Annotated in this window: 19 protein-coding genes; 16 read left to right on the forward strand and 3 right to left on the reverse strand. The window is 60.8% G+C overall.

Annotation, left to right across the window (positions count from 1 at the left end; translation table 11 throughout):
- The first annotated feature begins 5 nt into the window (after positions 1 to 5).
- From flgC to fliP, 9 genes are all read left to right on the forward strand, one after another.
- On the forward strand, positions 6 to 422 hold the full coding sequence (flgC, locus tag EX00_RS20010; protein ID WP_047461715.1) for a flagellar basal body rod protein FlgC: 417 nt from the start codon (positions 6 to 8) through the stop codon (positions 420 to 422).
- Positions 422 to 772 (forward strand): flagellar hook-basal body complex protein FliE, encoded by a 351-nt coding sequence (gene fliE / locus EX00_RS20015; RefSeq protein WP_047461719.1) that lies wholly within the window; start codon positions 422 to 424, stop codon positions 770 to 772. Before flgC ends, fliE begins: the two co-directional genes overlap by 1 nt.
- Positions 773 to 870: 98 nt before the next feature.
- A complete protein-coding gene (gene flgG / locus EX00_RS20020) occupies positions 871 to 1659 on the forward strand; it encodes a flagellar basal-body rod protein FlgG (protein WP_047461721.1) in 789 nt (262 codons plus the stop codon).
- 33 nt (positions 1660 to 1692) lie between these two features.
- A complete protein-coding gene (flgA, locus tag EX00_RS20025) occupies positions 1693 to 2178 on the forward strand; it encodes a flagellar basal body P-ring formation chaperone FlgA (RefSeq protein ID WP_404944024.1) in 486 nt (161 codons plus the stop codon).
- The gene (locus EX00_RS20030) at positions 2175 to 3293 is read left to right on the forward strand and encodes a flagellar basal body P-ring protein FlgI (RefSeq protein WP_047461726.1); all 1119 of its coding nucleotides are present in this window, start codon (positions 2175 to 2177) and stop codon (positions 3291 to 3293) included. The genes flgA and EX00_RS20030 overlap by 4 nt, the downstream gene beginning before the upstream one ends.
- Positions 3290 to 3829: a MotE family protein gene (locus EX00_RS20035; protein ID WP_047461730.1), complete on the forward strand. Its 540-nt coding sequence runs from the start codon at positions 3290 to 3292 to the stop codon at positions 3827 to 3829. The genes EX00_RS20030 and EX00_RS20035 overlap by 4 nt, the downstream gene beginning before the upstream one ends.
- Entirely contained in the window at positions 3826 to 4542 is a 717-nt protein-coding gene (flgH, locus tag EX00_RS20040; protein ID WP_047461732.1) for a flagellar basal body L-ring protein FlgH, read from the forward strand. The genes EX00_RS20035 and flgH overlap by 4 nt, the downstream gene beginning before the upstream one ends.
- A gap of 45 nt (positions 4543 to 4587) precedes the next feature.
- Complete coding sequence (locus EX00_RS20045) at positions 4588 to 5082, forward strand: flagellar basal body-associated FliL family protein (RefSeq protein WP_047461736.1); 495 nt, start codon at positions 4588 to 4590, stop codon at positions 5080 to 5082.
- Complete coding sequence (gene fliP, locus EX00_RS20050; protein ID WP_047461739.1) at positions 5079 to 5837, forward strand: flagellar type III secretion system pore protein FliP; 759 nt, start codon at positions 5079 to 5081, stop codon at positions 5835 to 5837. The genes EX00_RS20045 and fliP overlap by 4 nt, the downstream gene beginning before the upstream one ends.
- A 69-nt stretch (positions 5838 to 5906) precedes the next feature.
- Here the strand turns inward: fliP and EX00_RS20055 are convergent, their stop codons facing one another.
- Positions 5907 to 7850, reverse strand: coding sequence for an O-linked N-acetylglucosamine transferase, SPINDLY family protein (locus EX00_RS20055; RefSeq protein WP_155294094.1), 1944 nt, complete (start codon positions 7848 to 7850; stop codon positions 5907 to 5909).
- Between the two features lie 332 nt (positions 7851 to 8182).
- Between EX00_RS20055 and EX00_RS20060 the strand changes: the two genes are divergently transcribed.
- Together EX00_RS20060 and EX00_RS20065 are read left to right on the forward strand one after the other, a co-directional pair.
- On the forward strand, positions 8183 to 9088 hold the full coding sequence (locus tag EX00_RS20060; protein WP_047461744.1) for a flagellin N-terminal helical domain-containing protein: 906 nt from the start codon (positions 8183 to 8185) through the stop codon (positions 9086 to 9088).
- A gap of 257 nt (positions 9089 to 9345) precedes the next feature.
- Positions 9346 to 10251: a flagellin N-terminal helical domain-containing protein gene (locus EX00_RS20065; RefSeq protein WP_047461747.1), complete on the forward strand. Its 906-nt coding sequence runs from the start codon at positions 9346 to 9348 to the stop codon at positions 10249 to 10251.
- 75 nt (positions 10252 to 10326) lie between these two features.
- Here the strand turns inward: EX00_RS20065 and EX00_RS20070 are convergent, their stop codons facing one another.
- Together EX00_RS20070 and EX00_RS20075 are read right to left on the reverse strand one after the other, a co-directional pair.
- A complete protein-coding gene (locus EX00_RS20070; RefSeq protein WP_047461750.1) occupies positions 10327 to 11571 on the reverse strand; it encodes an ATP-grasp domain-containing protein in 1245 nt (414 codons plus the stop codon).
- Positions 11562 to 13052 (reverse strand): pyridoxal phosphate-dependent decarboxylase family protein, encoded by a 1491-nt coding sequence (locus EX00_RS20075; protein ID WP_047461751.1) that lies wholly within the window; start codon positions 13050 to 13052, stop codon positions 11562 to 11564. The genes EX00_RS20070 and EX00_RS20075 overlap by 10 nt, the downstream gene beginning before the upstream one ends.
- 320 nt (positions 13053 to 13372) lie before the next feature.
- Here EX00_RS20075 and EX00_RS20080 point away from each other — a divergent pair, with 320 nt between their 5' ends.
- The 5 genes from EX00_RS20080 (at position 13373) to motC (ending at position 19069) form a co-directional block, all read left to right on the forward strand.
- Positions 13373 to 14293 carry a flagellin N-terminal helical domain-containing protein gene (locus EX00_RS20080; RefSeq protein ID WP_047461752.1) on the forward strand — a complete coding sequence of 307 codons (921 nt, stop codon included), beginning with the start codon at positions 13373 to 13375 and terminating at the stop codon, positions 14291 to 14293.
- A 261-nt stretch (positions 14294 to 14554) separates the two neighbouring features.
- A complete protein-coding gene (locus EX00_RS20085; protein WP_047461754.1) occupies positions 14555 to 15523 on the forward strand; it encodes a flagellin N-terminal helical domain-containing protein in 969 nt (322 codons plus the stop codon).
- Positions 15524 to 15773: 250 nt separating this feature from the next.
- On the forward strand, positions 15774 to 16406 hold the full coding sequence (locus EX00_RS20090) for a hypothetical protein (protein ID WP_047461757.1): 633 nt from the start codon (positions 15774 to 15776) through the stop codon (positions 16404 to 16406).
- A complete protein-coding gene (locus EX00_RS20095) occupies positions 16403 to 17764 on the forward strand; it encodes a MotB family protein (RefSeq protein WP_047461759.1) in 1362 nt (453 codons plus the stop codon). Before EX00_RS20090 ends, EX00_RS20095 begins: the two co-directional genes overlap by 4 nt.
- A 3-nt stretch (positions 17765 to 17767) precedes the next feature.
- Positions 17768 to 19069, forward strand: coding sequence for a chemotaxis protein MotC (gene motC, locus EX00_RS20100; RefSeq protein ID WP_047461761.1), 1302 nt, complete (start codon positions 17768 to 17770; stop codon positions 19067 to 19069).
- The last annotated feature ends 3 nt before the right edge of the window (positions 19070 to 19072 follow it).

Raw genomic sequence — 19072 nt, forward strand, 5'->3', positions numbered from 1 at the left:
ATGTCATGGACCCCTTATCTGCCGCATTGAAGATTGCGGGCTCCGGCCTGGAGGCTCAATCGACCCGCCTGCGCGTCGTCTCCGAAAATATCGCCAATGCCCGTTCGACGGGCGATACGCCCGGTGCAGATCCCTACCGGCGCAAGACGGTGACCTTCGGCGCCGAACTCGATCGGGCCAACGGCGTGACCACGGTCGGGGTGAAGAAGATGGGCGAGGATACCGGCAAGTTCGTCGAGGAATACGATCCGGACAATCCGGCGGCGGACCCGAAGGGCTACGTCAAGATGCCCAACGTCAACATCCTTGTCGAAATGGCCGACATGCGCGAGGCCAATCGTTCCTACGAGGCCAATCTGCAGACGGTCAGGCAGGCACGCGACCTCATCTCTTCCACCATCGATCTTTTGAAGAATTCATAATGATTGACGCTATCAAGAATGTCTCCTCCCTCTCGGCCACCCGCGGTCTTGGCGGCATTGCCACGGATCTAAGTTCCACCGTATCCAACGCGATCGCGTCGACGCCGGAAACGGCAATCGGAAGCGCCGCCGCCGGCAGCTTCGCCTCGGTCATGTCCGATGTGGCGAAGAATACGGTCAGCACGCTGAAGGAAGCCGAAAACGCCTCCTTTGCCGGCATCAAGGGCACGATGAGCACCCGCGAAGTGGTCGATAAGGTCATGCAGGCGGATCAGACGCTGCAGACGGCGATCGCGCTGCGCGACAAGATGGTCTCAGCCTTCCTCGATATTACGAAAATGCAGATCTAGGGCGGGTTGCTCCGCTCCAACTATGTGACTTGGCGTGTTCCTGTTCCAAAGCCGCTTGGCGGCTTCCGGGATCACGCTCCAGCTCGAAGGACGAAAACATGAGAGCGCTCGCAATTGCCGCGACGGGCATGGACGCCCAGCAGACCAATCTCGAAGTGATCGCGAACAATATCGCGAACATCAATACCACGGGCTACAAGCGGTCCCGCGCCGAGTTCTCGGACCTTCTGTACCAGACCGAGCGCGCCAAGGGCATCGCCAACCGGCCGAACCAGGCTGTGGTGCCGGAAGGCGCCAATATCGGCCTCGGTGTCCAGACGACGGCCGTGCGCAACATCCAGATCCAGGGTGAACTGTCGCAGACGCAGAACGATCTCGACGTCGCACTCGTTGGCCGCGGCTGGTTCCAGATCCAGATGCCGGATGGCACGACCGCCTATACGCGCGCCGGCTCGTTCAACAAGAGCGATACCGGCCAGATCGTCACGGCGGACGGCAACGTACTCCAGCCGGGCATCACCATCCCGAACAATGCCAGCAACCTCGTCATCAACGAGTCCGGCCAGGTTTCGGCAACGATCGGCACGGCGACCACGCCGACCGTTCTCGGCCAGTTGCAGATCGCCAATTTCGTCAACGAGGCGGGCCTGCAGCCGATGGGCAGCAACCTCTTTACCCAGACGCCGGCGTCCGGCGATCCAGTCGTCTCCGATCCGAACGAGAACGGCTTTGCCTACATGAAGCAGAACTACCTGGAATCGTCGAACGTCGATCCGGTCAAGGAAATCACCGACCTGATCAGCGCGCAGCGCGCCTACGAGATGAATTCCAAGGTCATCACCACCGCAGACGACATGGCGCAGATCGTCAGCAAAAACCTGAAGTAACAGAGGGACGGGCCGAACATGAGGTTTCGCCGGATGAAAAGCTTAGCAATGGCCTGGTTCGCCGCAGCGGGGCTGTCCGTCATGTTCGCGCCGGTTTTCTCCGCCGGCGCAACGGGTGTCGATGGAACGAGCATGGGCACCGCGGTAGTGCCGACCGAGGTAATCTATCCCGGCGATATCATCGGCAGCGGCCAGCTTGAAGAGGTCGAGGTCACCAATCCGAACCTGACCGGCGACTACGCCAGGGCGATCCGGGACGTGACGGGCAGGGTCTCCAAGCGCACGCTTCTGCCCGGCCGCACCATCTCGATTTCCGCCTTGCGCCAGCCCTTTGCGGTGATACGCGGTTCGAACGCACGACTGGTGATGAGCATGGGCAGCATGACGATCACCGCGGCCGGGACGCCCCTGGACGACGGCGCGGTCGGCGACAGCGTGCGCGCCCGTAATCTGGATTCCGGCATCATCGTCAACGGCACTGTCCTCGAAAACGGCACGATCCGCGTGGTCTCGAAATGAGAAGTCTTCGTTATTTTCTCGCGGTCCTGATGGCATTGCCTAGCCTGATCGTCTCCGATCCGGCCCTGGCGATGCAATCGCGCATCAAGGATATCGCCTCGCTGCAGGCTGGCCGCGACAACCAGCTGATTGGCTACGGCCTGATCGTCGGTCTGCAAGGGTCTGGCGACGGCTTGCGGTCCTCGCCATTCACCGAACAGTCCATGCGCGCGATGCTGCAGAATCTCGGCATTTCGACACAGGGCGGCCAGTCGGCGGCCAAGAATACCGCCGCCGTGATGGTGACGGCCAACCTGCCGCCCTTCGCCAGTCCCGGCAGCCGCATCGACGTCACGGTCAGTTCGCTGGGCGACGCCACCTCGCTTCGCGGCGGCACGCTGATCATGACCTCGCTTAGCGGCGCCGACGGGCAGATTTATGCTGTGGCGCAGGGCTCGGTCATCGTCTCGGGCTTCCAGGCGCAAGGGGCGGCCGCCAGTGTCACCGAGGGCACCACCACCGCCGGCCGCGTGCCCGGCGGCGCCATCATCGAACGCGAGCTGCCATCGCGTTTCAAGGACTCGGTCAACCTTGTCCTGCAGCTGCGCAATCCGGACTTCTCCACCTCGGTCCGCATTGCCGATACCGTCAATGCCTGGGCGACCTCGCGCTTCGGTGCGCCGATCGCCGAGGCGAAGGATTCGCAGGAGGTCGCGCTCAGCAAGCCGAAGATGGCGGACCTGACGCGGCTGATGGCGGATATCGAAAATCTCGACGTCCAGACCGATACGCCGGCCAAGGTCGTCATCAATGAGCGCACCGGAACGATCGTCATCGGCGCCGATGTCCGTGTCTCGCCGGTCGCCGTCAGCTACGGCACCCTGACGGTCCAGGTCAGCGAAAATCCGCAGGTGATCCAGCCGGAGCCGTTCTCCGACGGCCAGACGGCCATCCAGGACCAGACGGACATCACCGCGACCAAGAGCGGCGGCGGCGTTGCCCTGCTTCAGGGACCTGACCTGAAGACGCTGGTTTCGGGGCTGAACAATATCGGCGTCAAGCCGGACGGCATCATCGCCATCCTGCAAGGCATCAAATCGGCCGGCGCCCTGCAAGCGGAGCTCGTGCTGCAATGACATCGATCACTATCGCCCGAAATGTGCTGACCTCTTTCTCCGCGGCCGTGGCCGCCCTGCTTTTGTCTGTCTGCGCCGTGGCCGCGCAGGAAGCGCCGAAGCCGGTCGTCGATCCGGCCTCCAGCCAGGACGAGATCCGGCAGTTCTGCACCAATATCGCCGATCCGGCCCGCGACCAGCGCTATCTGCTGCAGAAGCAGGAGCTTGAAAAGCTGCAGGCCGACGTCGACCAGCGCATCGCCACCATGGACAAGCGCAAGGCTGAGTATGAAGACTGGCTGAAGCGTCGCGACGACTTCCTGAAGACCGCCGATACCGGTCTGGTCGACGTCTACAAGAACATGAAGCCCGATGCGGCGGCGGCGAGCCTTGACGGGGTCAAGGTCACCATCGCGGCGGCGATCATCATGAAACTCTCGCCGCGCCAGGCGAGCCTCGTTTTGGCGGAGATGGATGTGCAGAAGGCGGCAGCCGTCACCAACATCATGGCCAGCGCGTCCGATCCGAATACATCGAAGTCGAAGGACCCTTCATGAACATGCGTCTTACGGCCACTTGCGCGATCGTCGCCTTCCTTGCTGGCTGCCAGTCGCCGCAGGCTCTCAAGGAAATCGGCAGGGCGCCCGCCATGAGCCCCATCGGCAGCGGCCTGCAATATGCGCAGACGCCGCAGATGTCGCAATATCCGAAGCGTCCGCACCAGGTCGCGCAGGGCTATTCGCTCTGGAACGATTCGCAGGCAGCGCTGTTCAAGGACGCGCGCGCGCTGAACGTCGGTGACATCTTGACCGTCACGATCCAGATCAACGACAAGGCGGACTGGGATAACGAGACCAATCGTAGCCGCACGAACAAGAGCGACATGAATTGGGATATCTCGGCCAAGATTTTTGGCTGGAAGCCCGCCACCAACGCCGATGCAACCTCGGGCTCGGACACGAGCACCGACGGCAAGGGCAAGATGAAGCGTTCCGAGCAGCTCAACCTGCTGGTGGCTGGTGTCGTGACCGGTATTCTCGAGAACGGCAACCTGATGATCAGCGGCTCCCAGGAAGTCCGTGTGAACCAGGAAATCCGTATCCTCAACGTCGCCGGCATCGTACGGCCACAGGACGTCACCGCGGAAAACACGATTTCCTACGACAAGATCGCCGAGGCGCGCATTTCCTACGGTGGCCGTGGCCGCCTGATGGAAGTTCAGCAGCCGCCGGTCGGTCAACAGGCGGTCGATCTGCTGTCGCCGCTCTGACGGTCGCACAGCACACGGCATTTTTGAAACGGGCGGGTAACAGACATGGCAGAAGCCGCAGACGCATCGGCAAACAGCAAGGGATCGCCGCTGGTCATGACGATCGTCGGACTGCTCGCCCTGACCGTCCTTGGCGGCGGCGGCGGTTGGTTTCTCGGCACCGTGGTCGCGCCGAAGATCAAGGCGGCGGCATCAGCCGTGCAGGCTTCCGCGTCGGCGACCGATGGTGAGAAGCAGGCGATAGGGCCGATCGAAACGAGCAATATCATCCAGCTTGATCCGATCATCACCAATCTCGGCTATCCCTCGCAGAACTGGATCAGGCTGGAAATCGCGCTGGTCTTCAAAGGCCAGCCGGACGCGCAACTGGCCCAGGCTATCCACGAAGATATCCTGACCTATGTCCGCACTGTGTCGCTGCAGCAGATCGAAGGCCCGCGCGGCCTACAATATCTTCGGGATGACCTACAGGAACGTGTTGACCTGCGCTCTGAAGGACGCGTATCGAAAGTCATGTTCAGGACTTTCGTGATCGAATGATTCGATTATTACTTGTTTCAGCTACTTTAGTATTTGCTATATTGTCGCCTGAACTGGCGATGGCGCAGCAATTGTCGCAACAAATTCCGACGGATCTCCTGAACGCTCCGGTGAATGGATCGGTTGCGGCCTGGATCATTCGCACCTTCGGGCTGCTGACGATCCTGTCGATCGCGCCCGGTATCCTCATCATGGTGACGAGCTTTCCGCGCTTCATCATCGCGTTTTCGATCCTGCGGTCGGGCATGGGCCTTGCGACCACGCCGTCGAACATGATCCTGCTCAGCCTGGCGCTGTTCATGACCTTCTACGTCATGTCGCCGACCTTCGATCAGGCCTGGAAGGATGGCGCGCAGCCGTTGCTTGCCAATCAGATTTCGGAGGCGGATGCCGTTATGCGCATCGCCGAGCCTTTCCGTACCTTCATGGCGAACAATACGCGCGACAAGGACATCAAGCTCTTCGTCGACCTGGCGCAGGAGCGCGGGCAGACGGTGGTGATCGACAACAAGATCGACTACCGCGTCCTGATCCCCGCCTTCATGATCTCCGAGATTCGTCGTGGCTTTGAAATCGGCTTCCTGGTCGTGCTGCCATTTCTGGTCATCGACCTGATCGTTTCGACCATCGTCATGGCCATGGGCATGATGATGTTGCCGCCGACATCGATCTCGCTGCCCTTCAAGATCCTGTTCTTCGTGCTGATCGATGGCTGGAATCTGCTGGTCGGCAGTCTCGTGCGCTCTTTCCATTGATAGCTTAAGCCGGCGGACAAAAGCGGGCATGAGTGAGTCATCGGGGCAATGCCCGATGACCTGACGTTCCTATTCGGCGGCGATCGCCGCCGCATTCCCGTCCTCGACCAGGAATGGTTCGATACGAGCCGGCAGCGCCGGCACATCCATGTGATCCGGAGCGAGGCCCTGCCTGGCGCGCTCGACCATCATCCCGTAAGCCGTCTCCAGGTGGCTGGTGAAGCGTTCGGCGTCGAAGAGCGGCATGATATAGCGATTGGCGGCCAGCACGTCCTTGAGCCTGGCTGCGCGCTCCGGCTGCCCAGCCAGCTCCACCGCCATGTCCTCATAGGCCTTGACATCGGCGGCGACCAGTTCCGGCACGCCGATGGCGTTGAGCAGGCTTTCGCTGACGCGCGAGGCAAAGTTCGTACCCTTCATCGTCAGCACCGGCAGGCCGCCCCAGAGCTGCTCAGAGGTCGTCGTATGGCCGTTGACCGGGAAGGTATCGAGACCGAGATCGGCAAGCTGCTGGCGATCGATGTGGTCCTCGTAGCGAATACGGGTCGTGAAGACGACGCGCTTGCGGTTGACACCGCGTGCCTCGAGCCGCGCCCACAGATTGGCTTCGGCGCGCGGGCCGTTGCACAGCAGCCAGAGCACGCTGTTCTTCGTGCGTTTCAGGATATCGCACCAGACGTCGACCATCTGCGAGGTGATCTTGCGGTTGCCGTTGAACGAGGCGAAGACGAAGGCATTTTCCGGCAGCCCGTGTTGCGCGCGGGTCGTCGGCCGTGGCTTCGGACGATAGATCGGGTCGTTCGCCTGATAGCTTTCGGGCAGGCGGCAGAGCTTCTCGTGGAAATGCGGCTTGGAGTGATCCGGCAGCACGTAGGGATCGCCGATGATATAGTCGAGATCGATATTGACGGTGGAACCGGGAAAGCCGAGCCATGCCGTCTGGATCGGTGCGGCCATATGGTTGAGGATGCGCGCGCGGCTATCCTTGGTGTGTCCCTTGAGGTCGACGAGAATATCGATGCCACGGGCGCGGATGACCTCGGCCGCCGCCTGATCGGAGAGGCTGCGGATATCGACCATGGTCCCCCATTTCGAATAATCGAACTCCTCCTCACGCTGCGACGCCAATGACGAATGATCGAAAAGAGTGATCTCGAACCGGTTCCTGTCGTGCAGCTCCAGTATCCGTTGGAGGAGCTTCATGGTCGCGTGACCCGGCCAGAAGTCCGCCGAGAGATAGCCGATCCGGATCTTGTCGGCCCATGCATGCGGCGCCTTGCGACGGGCCTCGGCATGTCCGGCGGGCAGCGGCACCGTGTCGTGGATGGCGAATTTGTTGATCGCTTCATCGCCGCACCAGTGGAGATGGAAGAAGGGGTTATCCGGGGTGACGTAGTCAAGATTGCCCGCGGCGAGTGCCGTCTTGATCGGCGCCATATGTTTGTCGACGATGGCGAGATCGGACACCTCGCGTGCGAAGATCAGGTAAAGCGTGCGGAAGACGATATTGTCGGGATGGTTCTTGAACAGCGTGGCAACGATGTGCCGGTTGCCTTCGTCGTAGAGGTTGTCCGTCAGCAGTTTCGCGGCCAACAGCCTGTGCCTGAGCTCCGGTCCGTCGACCAGTACGGTTTTGAAGCCGGTCAACAGCTCCTTCTGCTGGCGGCCCAGGAAAATGCGGACGAGGGCATAGGCCAGCTCCGGGTCCTTGAAAGCCAGCGGCAGGATCAGGCTGCCGATCGATAGCGCCTGGTCCTCGTTGCCGCAATCGGCGTGGAGCAACAGGGCTTCGCGCAGATAGTCCTCGCGATAGGGCTTTTGTCTGCCCGCAAGTTCGTAAGCCTTCGCGGCGTCCGATTTGAAGCCGAGTTTCAGCAGCGTCTTTGCCAGCAGCGCGTAGGTCTTGGGGGATGTATCGCTATTGAGCAGTTCGTTCAATGTTTCGAGCGCGCGCGTATACTGCCCCTTCTGGTAGAGATTGGAGGCTGTCACAAAGGTGTTTTTCATAGTCACGAGCGAGAACTCCGAGCGAAACGTTGAACAGGCGCCGGCTGGAGGCCGAGGACCGTCATCATGGATTCGCCGGATCATCGCGCGCGTAGCTTGCCTGAAACCGAAGCGGCGGTTGAACCGCGCGTTTACGCGCTGTTAGCTACGTTGAGGACATCCATCGCCGCTCCCCCCGGATTTAAGGAATTCGCAAGCAATGGATGCGAGCTTACTCGTGACATGACGGGTTTGGCCCCCTAGGAAATGGGGCCGAGGAGCATGAAGCCGCTCCGTCATCGCCGGTATTTGAAGTCCGGTATGTCCTCCTTTTGTATTCAGTTTTCGGGGACACACTCATGACCAGCATTAACACAAACAATTCCGCTATGGCTGCCCTGCAGACACTGCGTAGCATCAACAGCAATCTGGAGAATACGCAGAACGCCGTTTCGTCCGGCCTGCGCATCTCCAAGGCTTCCGACAACGCCGCCTATTGGTCGATTTCTACCTCCATGAAGTCCGACGACAGTGCCCTTGGCGCTGTTTCGGATGCTCTCGGCCTTGGTGCCGCAAAGGTTGACACGGCATCCACCGCTGTCACCAGCGCCATCGACGTCGTCGGCCAGATCAAGGACAAGCTTGTCACCGCCATGGAAGGCTCGGTCGACAAGGACGCGGTCCAGGAAGAAATCGGCCAGCTTCAGGCACAGCTGCAGAGCGTTGCGCAGTCCGCTTCGTTCAACGGCGAAAACTGGGTCATGGCTGCCGGCGGCGACTCCGCTTCGGTCGTTTCCTCGTTCATCCGTGGCACCAACGGCACCGTCTCGGTCAGCACGACCTCCTACGCGTTCGACTCCGGCGCAACCGGCAACGTTCTGTTCGGTTCGAACTCCGGCACGATCGATACTGCTTCCGGTATTCTCGGCACCAAGACCGGCTCTTACTCGGTGTTCAGCCTGGATATCTCCAGCATGACCTCGGGCCAGATCTCCAGCGCCCTGAACATGGTTCAGACTGCTCTGAACTCGTTGACCAGCATGGGTTCGAAGCTCGGCTCGATCTCCAGCCGTATCGACCTGCAGACAAGCTTTGCTTCCTCGCTCTCCGACTCGATCCAGTCGGGCGTTGGCAAGCTGGTCGATGCCGACATGGAAGAAGAGTCCAGCAAGCTCTCCGCTCTGCAGACGCAGCAGCAGCTGGCTATCCAGTCGCTCTCGATCGCCAACTCTTCGACCCAGTCGATCCTGTCGCTCTTCCGTTAAGAAGTAGGATTGGCGTTCCACGCCAGCCGAAATTCCTGAACAATAAGTTAACCGCGCCTTCCTAAGGCGCGGTTTTTTTTATATTTTTTGCTGTTTCATGGTTCAGATTTTCTTAACTATATTGCTGTTTTCTAGAGCCATTGAAACGGCGAGTTAACCATAACCAACTGGGGTTAACAGGCATGATGCTGAATGCCGTTACCGGTTTTTAGGTCCGGAATGTCCCTTATTTAACCACTGCCAAAGGGGCAAAGATTATGACGAGCATCCTTACCAACAACGCCGCAATGGGCGCCCTGCAGACGCTGCGCGGCATCAACAGCAACCTGCAGGACACGCAGAATGCTGTTTCGTCCGGCCTGCGCATCTCCAAGGCTTCCGACAACGCAGCCTACTGGTCGATTTCGACTTCGATGAAGTCCGACAACAGCGCCATTGGCGCCGTTTCCGACGCCCTCGGTCTCGGCGCCGCCAAGGTCGACACGGCCACCACCGCCGTCACCAGCGCTCTCGATATCGTCAGCCAGATCAAGTCCAAGCTCGTCACCGCCATGGAAGATTCGGTTGACAAGTCCTCTGTCCAGGAAGAAATCGGCCAGCTTCAGGCACAGCTGCAGAGCGTCGCGCAGTCCGCTTCGTTCAACGGCGAAAACTGGGTCGTGGCTGCCGGCGGTGACTCCGCTTCGGTCGTTTCCTCGTTCATCCGGGGCACCAACGGCACCGTTTCGGTCAGCACGACCTCCTACGCGTTCAACTCCGGCGCAACCGGCAACGTTCTGTTCGGTGCGAACTCCGGCACGATCGACACCACATCCGGCATTCTCGGCACGGCAACCGGTTCCTACTCGGTCTTCAGCCTGGATATCACCGGCATGACTGGTGGTCAGGTCTCCACCGCCCTCGACATGGTTCAGTCCGCTCTGAACGCCATGACCAGCATGGGTTCGCGCCTCGGCTCGATTTCGACCCGCATCGACCTGCAGACGAACTTTGCTTCCTCGCTCTCCGACTCGATCGAATCGGGCGTTGGCAAGCTGGTCGATGCCGACATGGAAGAAGAGTCCAGCAAGCTTTCGGCTCTGCAGACGCAGCAGCAGCTGGCCGTACAGTCGCTCTCGATCGCCAACTCTTCGAGCCAGTCGATCCTGACGCTCTTCCGTTAAGACGAAGGACCGGCGCTTCCGCGCCGGTGGCAATTCCCGAGCAACAAATTCACCGCGCCTTCCCAAGGGCGCGGTCTATTTTTTTGAGGTGTTCCGTAGCGCGGCGACGAAAGCATCGAATAGCTTGCGCATCGCCACCTGCTTATAGGGGTAGATGCTAGGGCTATCCATGTTGTGCACCACCATCGCCACGTCGAGCTCGAACACCAGCAGGCGCCCGTCGGGGAGCTCCGCGCAGTCGATACCGAAATAATCGAGCCCTATGCGGCGATAAAGCGCATCGAAACTGTCCTTGTGGCGGATTGCGAAATCGGTGTCGAAATTCTCCATCCACGCCTGTTCGGCCGCGCGCTTTTCCGGGCTCTCCGCCATGCCGGCGCTGAGATAGTGCACCATCCAATGTTCGGATAACGCCATGTGGCTGGCGAAAGCCTTGCCCTGGATGAAGACGACCCGCTGCTTGTTGTATAAGCCGTCCGTGCCACGGAAATCGATGAAGGGCGCGACGTAGATCTCCGGAGCCGGCTGTGTTTGAAGCCAGGTGGACAATCCCGAGGGGTCGGCAATGCGTTCCATTCCATGGCCGGCATGGGTGCTGATCGGCCGAACGACAAGCGGAAAAGTAAGTCCTGGCGCACATTTATAGAGCTGCTTCTTCCCCGAACCGACGGCGAGAAGCTCCTCGCGCGGCACGCGATGGGTGCTGGGCGACAGAATGGAGGGCTCATCGGTCAGCATGGCGCTGACGCCATCGCGCGTCAGCCGGCTGACCAGCTCCGGATCGTTGTTCATGATCGGGCCGTCGAAATCGGCCAGCAGCGCCCGCATCCGCGCGAGCACGGGGGCATTCTCGGTGGATTCGCCGATCGCCATGAAGGCGACGTCGTGTGCCGGCAAATCGCCAAGCTCGGTCGTCTCGGCATCCACATAATGCATCCAGAGAACGCAGTCGCTGTCGACCAGCAGGAAATCCAGCGGCGTGTTCGCCATGAAGTCGCCCGGCGTCACAAAGGCCAGCAATCGCGGTCCCTGCCCATTTCCATGAACCACGCAGAAATCCCGGCGCAGCTCCACGGCGCTCCGGAACATCTGGCGAGCCTCATCGGCGCGGCCCATGGTTTGCAGGACCGTTGCCAGGTCGAACAAGGCCGCGGCATCGCTGGCGTCCGTGCGGATGCGTTGCGTCAGCTCGTTCAACATCGGTGCGACGTCGCCGCCGGCATAGATGAGCGAGACGATCTTCTGCATTCCGATGATTCGGCTGGAGTTTTCGGCGATATCGGGGTTGTGGTCCGCAACGAGGCGGCGTGTCATCGGCATGGGAGAAAATCCTGTCGGGAACCGAGTTTCAAGACGCCCTGGATCAGAGCGTCGATATCCGTCTGCCGCGTGCGGTGGTTCACGATTGCCGCGCGGATAGCCGGTTGTCCGTTGATATGGGTCAGGGACGGAGCGACGCGTCCCTCGGCGTGGAGATGTTCGACGATCCGGGCGTTGATCTCCGCCGGTACATCGCCAGCAGGGCCTATATAGGCAAAGCAGACGATGTTGAGGGCGACCGGAGCGAGCAGCCGCAAAGCGGGTTCCCGCTCGATCCTACGGGCCAGATCGCGCGCAAGGGTGCAATTGGACGCCATCGAATCCGCCAGCGCCTTGATGCCGTAGGTCTTCAGGGTGAACCAGGTCTTGAGTGCGCGAAACCCGCGCGACAGGTCGGGGCCATGGTCGCAAGGCCACCAGTCGCCGCCCGCCAACCCGGTGGCCGCGCGGCTGAGATAGGCAGCCTCCGAGGCGAATGTCTGGCGCTGCCAGGTGCTGTCGCGTACGAGGAGAAAGCCGGCGTCGTAAGGCACCTGGCCCCATTTGTGGAAATCGAATGCGAGCGAATCGCAAGACTCTATGCCCGTGAACAGATGCGCTAGATCATCGCAAAGGATGCCCAGCGCGCCCAATGCGCCGTCGACGTGGAAATGCAGATCATGGGCATCGGCAACGCGCCGCAAGGCGATAAGATCGTCGACGGCGCCGGTATTCACCGTTCCCGCCGTGCCGACGAGCAGGAAGGGCGCATGTCCCTCTTGCTTGTCGCGAATGATGGCGCGCTCGAGAGCTTCGATATCGATCTGACCGGCTGCATTGACCGGAATGCGCCTGAGATGATCGCTGCCGATGCCCGACATCTCGACGGCGCGGGGCACGCAGCCATGCACTTCACTCGATGCATAGGCCATGAGCCGCGGTTCGCCGGATAGCCCCTTCGCGCGGACGCCATTGCCGAGTTTTCTCGTCTTTGCGAGCAGTAGCGCGACAAAATTGGCCTGCGAGGCGCCGGTCAAAAAGACCCCGCCGGCGGTATCTGGAAACGAGAATATCTGTTGCGTCCACCGGATGATCTGGCGCTCGACCTCGATAGGCATATGATCGCGCCCGCCGAGATTGGCGTTCAATCCACCCGCCAGCATTTCCGCCAGCATGCCGGCGACCGTTCCGCCGCCCTGTACCCAGCCCATGAACCCCGAATGGATATTGCCGCTGCCATAGGGAAGGATATTGTCGCGAAATACTGCGTGGACGTCGGCAAGATCGGTCGCGTCGACAGGCAGGGGCGCATCGAAGAGCGCGCGCGCCGACGGTGGCGCCGGTTGCCAGACGGGCTTTTCAGAGAGCGTTTCCAGATGGTCGAGCATGTCGTCGAGCATCCGGTGGCCTTGCCGGCGCAGGGCCTGCCAGTCGTCGGGGTCGAGGCTCGTCCGTTGGCGAGGATCCTCCCCCGACAATCCGCCGCCTTGCAAATCCAACATCTCGACTCCGCGCCTTACTGACTATGCCTGTAATCTTACGCCGCCGAAGATGGCGCGAAGCTGACCTGAATGGCGCCTCCGCCGGCAATCCGTCCGCTCGGTATTGGATGGCTTCCCGACGGCAGGCATATACACGGTGGGGTTCGTTAACTTTTCGGCGGCGCGTTAACTTTTTATTAAGCCTGATGCTGTCATTTGCGACTAACGCAACGGTTGGTTAACCTCTCCTAAGAGCCGGTTAACAGGCATGACGCTGATTGCCGTTCCCGGCCGCAGACCGGAATGTCCCTTCCCATTTTAGCCACAAGGGGCACCCTTCGATGACCAGCATCCTGACCAATGACGCGGCAATGTCCGCCCTCCAGACTCTGCGCTCGATCAGCACCAACCTGGAGGATACCCAAAACCGTGTTTCCTCCGGCTATCGCGTCGCCAAGGCATCGGACAACGCCGCCTACTGGTCGATCGCGACCACCATGCGTTCCGACAATAGCGCGCTCTCCGCCGTCTCCGATGCGCTCGGCCTCGGCGCCGCCAAGGTCGATACCGCCTATACGGCCATGGACAATTCCATCACCATCGTCCAGCAGATCAAGGACAAGCTTGTCGCGGCAACGGAAAACAGCGTCGACAAGGCCGACGTCCAGGAGGAAGTCTCGCAGCTTCAGCAGCAGCTCGAGAGCATTGCGCAGTCCGCATCCTTCTCCGGACAGAACTGGATGATCGCCGCCGACGGCGCGTCCGCGTCGGTCGTATCGTCCTTTGTCCGCAACAATGATGGTTCGGTCGCGGTCAACAGCACCAGCTACTCGTTCGACACGGGATCGGCGGGCAACGTCATGTTCGGTGCCGACGCCAGCGGCACGATCGACACGACGTCCGGCATCCTCGGCACGAAGCAGGACATCAACGGCACATCATACTCCGTCTTCAGCCTCGACATCACCAATATGACCAGCGGCGATATCGCCCAGGCGATGAACCTGGTGCAATCGGCTCTCAACACGATGACCAGCACCGCGTCGCAGCTCGGCTCCCTGTCGACCCGCATCGACCTGCAGACGAGCTTTGTCTCGGCGCTCAGCGATACGATCGATTCCGGCGTCGGCAAGCTTGTCGATGCCAATATGGAAGAAGAATCGAGCAAACTGACAGCATTGCAGACGCAGCAGCAACTGGCCATCCAGTCGCTGCAGATCGCCAATAGCAGCGCGCAGAACGTTCTGGCGCTCTTTAAGTAAGCCTTGACCGAAGCTTGCGTCGCGATCATGCGGCGGCATTTCTCTCTTGCCGCCGCCCATAAGCTTTTGCTAACCCTGCTGGGTAACTGATTTGCAATATCTGCGCAGAGTCTGGTGTCCGATCGATTTGGTTGGAACCGTTTCAAGACTCTGCTTGAGCGACGGGCCGCGTGGGGATCAATCCCGCTGGCGGGCATGAGGCCGATCGTTGCTGCCGGTTTGGTCCGGTTTGCCAGTCCCAATGGAATTACGGGTTTTCAGATGAGCAATGTGACGACGAACCGCGCCACCTCGGCGGCGCTGACTGTGTTGCGTGGAGTCAACAAAGATCTTGGCGTCGTGCAGCAGCAGGTTACATCCGGTTTCCGCGTGGGAAGCGCAAGCGACGATCCGACCTATTGGTCGATGGCGACGACCATGCGCTCGGACCAGAGCAGCCTTTCCACCATCACCGACGCGCTCGGTCTTGGCGCCTCGAAAGTCGACACTGCCTCCACCGCCATGGACACGGTTGTCAGCATCGTAAGCCAGATCCGGGCCAAGCTGATATCGGCACAGGAGTCAGGCACGGAGAAGAGCGCGGTCAATACCGATATTCAGCAGCTCAAGGATCAGCTGCAATCGGTGACGCAATCCGCTTCCTTCTCCGGCGAGAACTGGCTCTATAACACCAGCACGCAGGCGGACACCCAAAAATCGGTGATCAGCAATTTCACACGCGGCGCGAGTGGCCAGGTCAGCCTTGTGTCGATCAACTACGATAGTTCTCAAAGCCTGATGATCGACACCGCCGACGCGAGCCGTGGACTGCTGACGAAGAATATCGATGCCAGCACACTGGGCGGCACCTCTACCGCCCGCAACTACTATCTCCTGGCTGCCGATTCGGGCACGCCACCAGCTGATGGCACCGAGATCTCCATTTCCGACAACACGACGGATGACGAGTTGACCGACATGATCAACGTTACCAACTCGATTTTGACGTCGGTGACGTCAGCGGATTCGACGCTGGGCGCGATGAAGTCGCGCATCGACGATCAGTCGGATTACATCTCCAAGCTTAGCGACGGTATCAAGACCAGTGTTGGCGACCTCGTCGATACCAATATGGAGGAAGCGTCGGCACGCCAAAGCGCGCTGCAGACGGCGCAGCAGATGGGCATCCAGTCGCTGTCGATTGCCAACACCATGGCGAGCAAGGTGCTGATCCTCCTGCAGTCGAGCTGATCTTCGCATTGGCGCGGCGGGGATCGCCGCGCTCGCCGCATTCATCCTCGCACAAGTTTGACCTCCTACGGTTCCTCGCAATGGCAGGGTCGCGCTATTTCCCGGAGACGTTTGGCGTCGCGCTGGGAGGGTGAGGCCGCAGGACGGAAACCGGAAGCGTGATGATCGACGTTTTGAGCATGAGAATTCAACGGGCCTGTCGAGGCATCCACTCGCGGCTTTCGGCCGGCAAAGGCGAGGGAATGTTCTCATGAGCCCGACGCTCTCCCGCTATCTCAAGGATTTCAGTGCGGAATTGCCCCCGTCCGCCGCTCTGCCGGATTTGATTTTCGACGAGACGCCGGCTTTCCTCGACAGCCCCGTGGAGCCGCCGGTGGATATCGAGGCCGAGCGCCGCGACGCCTATGCGCAGGGACATGAGGCCGCGACGCGGGAATCGTTGCTGAGGCATCAGCAGGCGATCGAGGTGATGGTCGAAGCCCACCGAGGCGAGATGGACACACTTCGCGCTCGATACGAGGAACAGGCCGCTGAAAAGATCGCCGCCGGCATGACGCAGATCGCCACCATGTTAGGGCAGACGGTCAGCGCCGAGGCCGCCGCCGTGCTCGCGCCAATCACGACGGAAGCGCTGACGGCCAGGGCCGTCGCCGATCTTGCCGATCTGGTGGCCGCATCCATTCTCGATGGCGCCGTCGGCCCGGTGACCGTCAGCGGCCCCCGTCATCTCTTCGATATCCTCCATGCCCGTCTGGACGATCATGGCGACTTGCTGCGCCATGTCGAGGCCGACGATGTCGATCTCACCGTGACGATCGGCGAGAGCGTCCTCGTGACCCGCATGTCCGCCTGGGCCGCTAGCCTGAGAGAGATATTGAAATGATTGATGGCGATCAAAATCAAGGCAAGCACGAGATCATCATCGTCAAGCGGCATGGTGCCAACGAGCAGGAAGGCGGTCATGGCGGCGCGTGGAAGATCGCCTATGCCGACTTCATGACGGCGATGATGGCCTTCTTCCTGGTCATGTGGCTGGTGAATGCCGCAAACGAGGAAACCAAGGCCTCGGTCGCCTCCTATTTCAACCCGATCAAGCTCGCCGACGAAAAGCCGACCGAGAAGGGGCTGAAGAAACCTGTCGACCAGGCCGATGGGCTGAAGAAAGAAGCGAAGTCGCAGACCGAGGAAACCAATCCGAACAACGGCAAGTCGGCCAAGACCGGTGAGGATCAGACCTCGACCTCGGGCGATCAGACCAGCTATTCCGAAGCTGATTTCTTCGAAAATCCCTATTCGGTCCTGGCGGAAATCGCCCAGCAGGTCGGTCAGCAGGCCAATGTCAGCGCCAAGGGCGAGGGCGGCGCCGCCCAGTCTGGCCCTGCCACGGGAGCTGATGGTGGCCAGGCCTATCGCGATCCTTTCGATCCGGATTTCTGGACCAAGCAGGTTCAGGTTTCCAGCGCGTCGAAGAAGGCGAATGAAGAGCAGGCCGCCAAATCCGATCAGGCGTCGAAGGGTGAGGTGATCGCCCTTTCCAAGGCGACAGCTGCCGATTCCGGCGAGCCGACCGACAAGCCCCAGACGCCGGAAGACCAGCCGGCGCTGAGCGACCAGCGGCAGAAGGGGCAGGGCGTTGATGAAAAAAGCGCTTCGGCAGCCCAGGGCAAGGATATCGCGTCGGCCAAGGAGCAGCAGCAGAGCGCCAAGGAGCTGCAGCAGGCGATCAAGGCTGAGATCAGCGGTGTTGCCGGCCAATTGGCCGAGGGCGTTCAGGTGGCATCGGCCGAGGGTGGTCTTCTCGTGACGATTTCCGACCAGTCCAACGATCCGATGTTCAACATCGGCTCGGCCGTTCCGCGCCGGGAAATGGTGCTGGCGATGGCGAAGATCGGCAAGATCCTGGCCGACCGCAAGGGCATAATCCTGATCCGCGGCCATACTGATGGCCGCCCCTACATGGTCGGCGGCCGCAACGACAATTGGCGTCTTTCGCTCGATCGCGCCCAGAGCGCCTATTACATGCTCACCAGTACCGGGCTGGACGAGAAGCGGATCGAACAGGTTTCCGGCTTCGCCGACCGCCGCCTGAAGCTGCCCAACGATCCCTTCAACGACGCCAACCGCCGCATCGAGATTCTGATCGAGGATGCCACGAACCAGTCAGGTGGCAATCAGAGTCCGACGACGCCGGGTGCCGGCAAACCGGGCCAGGGCAAGCAAACCCAGGGCAAACAGGGATAGTTCATGGCGCGCATTCAGCATCGTCATCGCCTCGCGCTCGCGTTCACCCTCGGCATGCTCATGCCGGGAGGGCTTCGCGCCGAGAACCAGGATGGCCTGCCGCCTTACAAGATATTGCGCTCGCTGGAATTCATCCAGGATTCCGTGGTGGCGGGCGATAGTTCGGCCGGCGAGATGCAGCGTTTCATGCTGTCGACTATCGACGAGCGCCTGCGCAACGCCGACAAGTCCGTGTTCGACGATAGCCGCAACGTCGACGCCGCGCTGATCTACGCGATGAGCGGCGGCAATCCGGCAACGCTGGAATATCTGATGTCGCGCGACGTCAATGGCAATTTCGACAATCGTGTCGCCGACGTTTTGCGCAAATATCTGAACGGCAAGGGACTGCTGGTGGTCAACACGCTTGCCGATATCGCCAGGGAATATCGGGACAAGAAGATCGGCCCCTATCTTTCGCTTGTCGCCGCCAATGTCATGTCCGCCAAGAACCCCGCGGAAGCCCTGAAGCTTTACGACTGGGCGCGCCTGACGTCGCCTGGCACCATTGTCGAGGAATCGGCCTTGCGCCGCTCCCTGGCGCTGAGCGCCGACGCCGGCATGGTGCCGCAGGGACTTGGCTATGCGGCGCGCTACACGCGGCGCTTCCTGCACTCGCCCTATGCCAGCCAGTTCGCCGATCTCTTCGTCCAGCTCGTCGTCGATCATGACGCTGATGTCAAGCAGCAGGACATCATCGATATCCTGTCTTTCATGGATCCCCCTCGGCAACGCGAAGTCTATCTGCGCATGGCGCGCCGCGCAGCCATCGCCGGCAAGGCGGATCTTGCCGCGCTGGCTTCCGGCCGCGCCCAAGCCATCGCCAATGACGGCAGCGATGCCTTCAGCGCGCTGGCGGGCTTCTATGGCGGCGTTGCCGGGGTGTCGACACCCGATATGGGAATGGCGATCCGCAAGATAGACCAGATGCCGGCCGGTGAATTGAACCAGCAGGACCGCGCGCTGCGCGAAGCTGCCAGGATGGTGGCGGACGAAATTCTGCGCGCTCCCGACCCGGCAAGCCTGAAGCAAGGCTCGCCACTTAATCTGCCTAATCAAGAACATACTGAACACGATGCTGCTGTGACGAACCAATCCGGGGCCCAATTCCCCGGCACGGCGGGTGTTGAGGCGGGAGCCGCGGTGAATGCGGCTCGCACCCCGGAGGAAGGAAGGCAGGAGGCCGATCCTTCGTTCAATACATTCGTCACGACGAGCCGCTCGAAGCTTGATGCCATCGACGGCCTGTTGAAAGCAGGAAAGTAATTG

Source organism: Martinezella rhizogenes (assembly GCF_000799715.1).
Classification (GTDB): domain Bacteria; phylum Pseudomonadota; class Alphaproteobacteria; order Rhizobiales; family Rhizobiaceae; genus Rhizobium; species Rhizobium rhizogenes_C.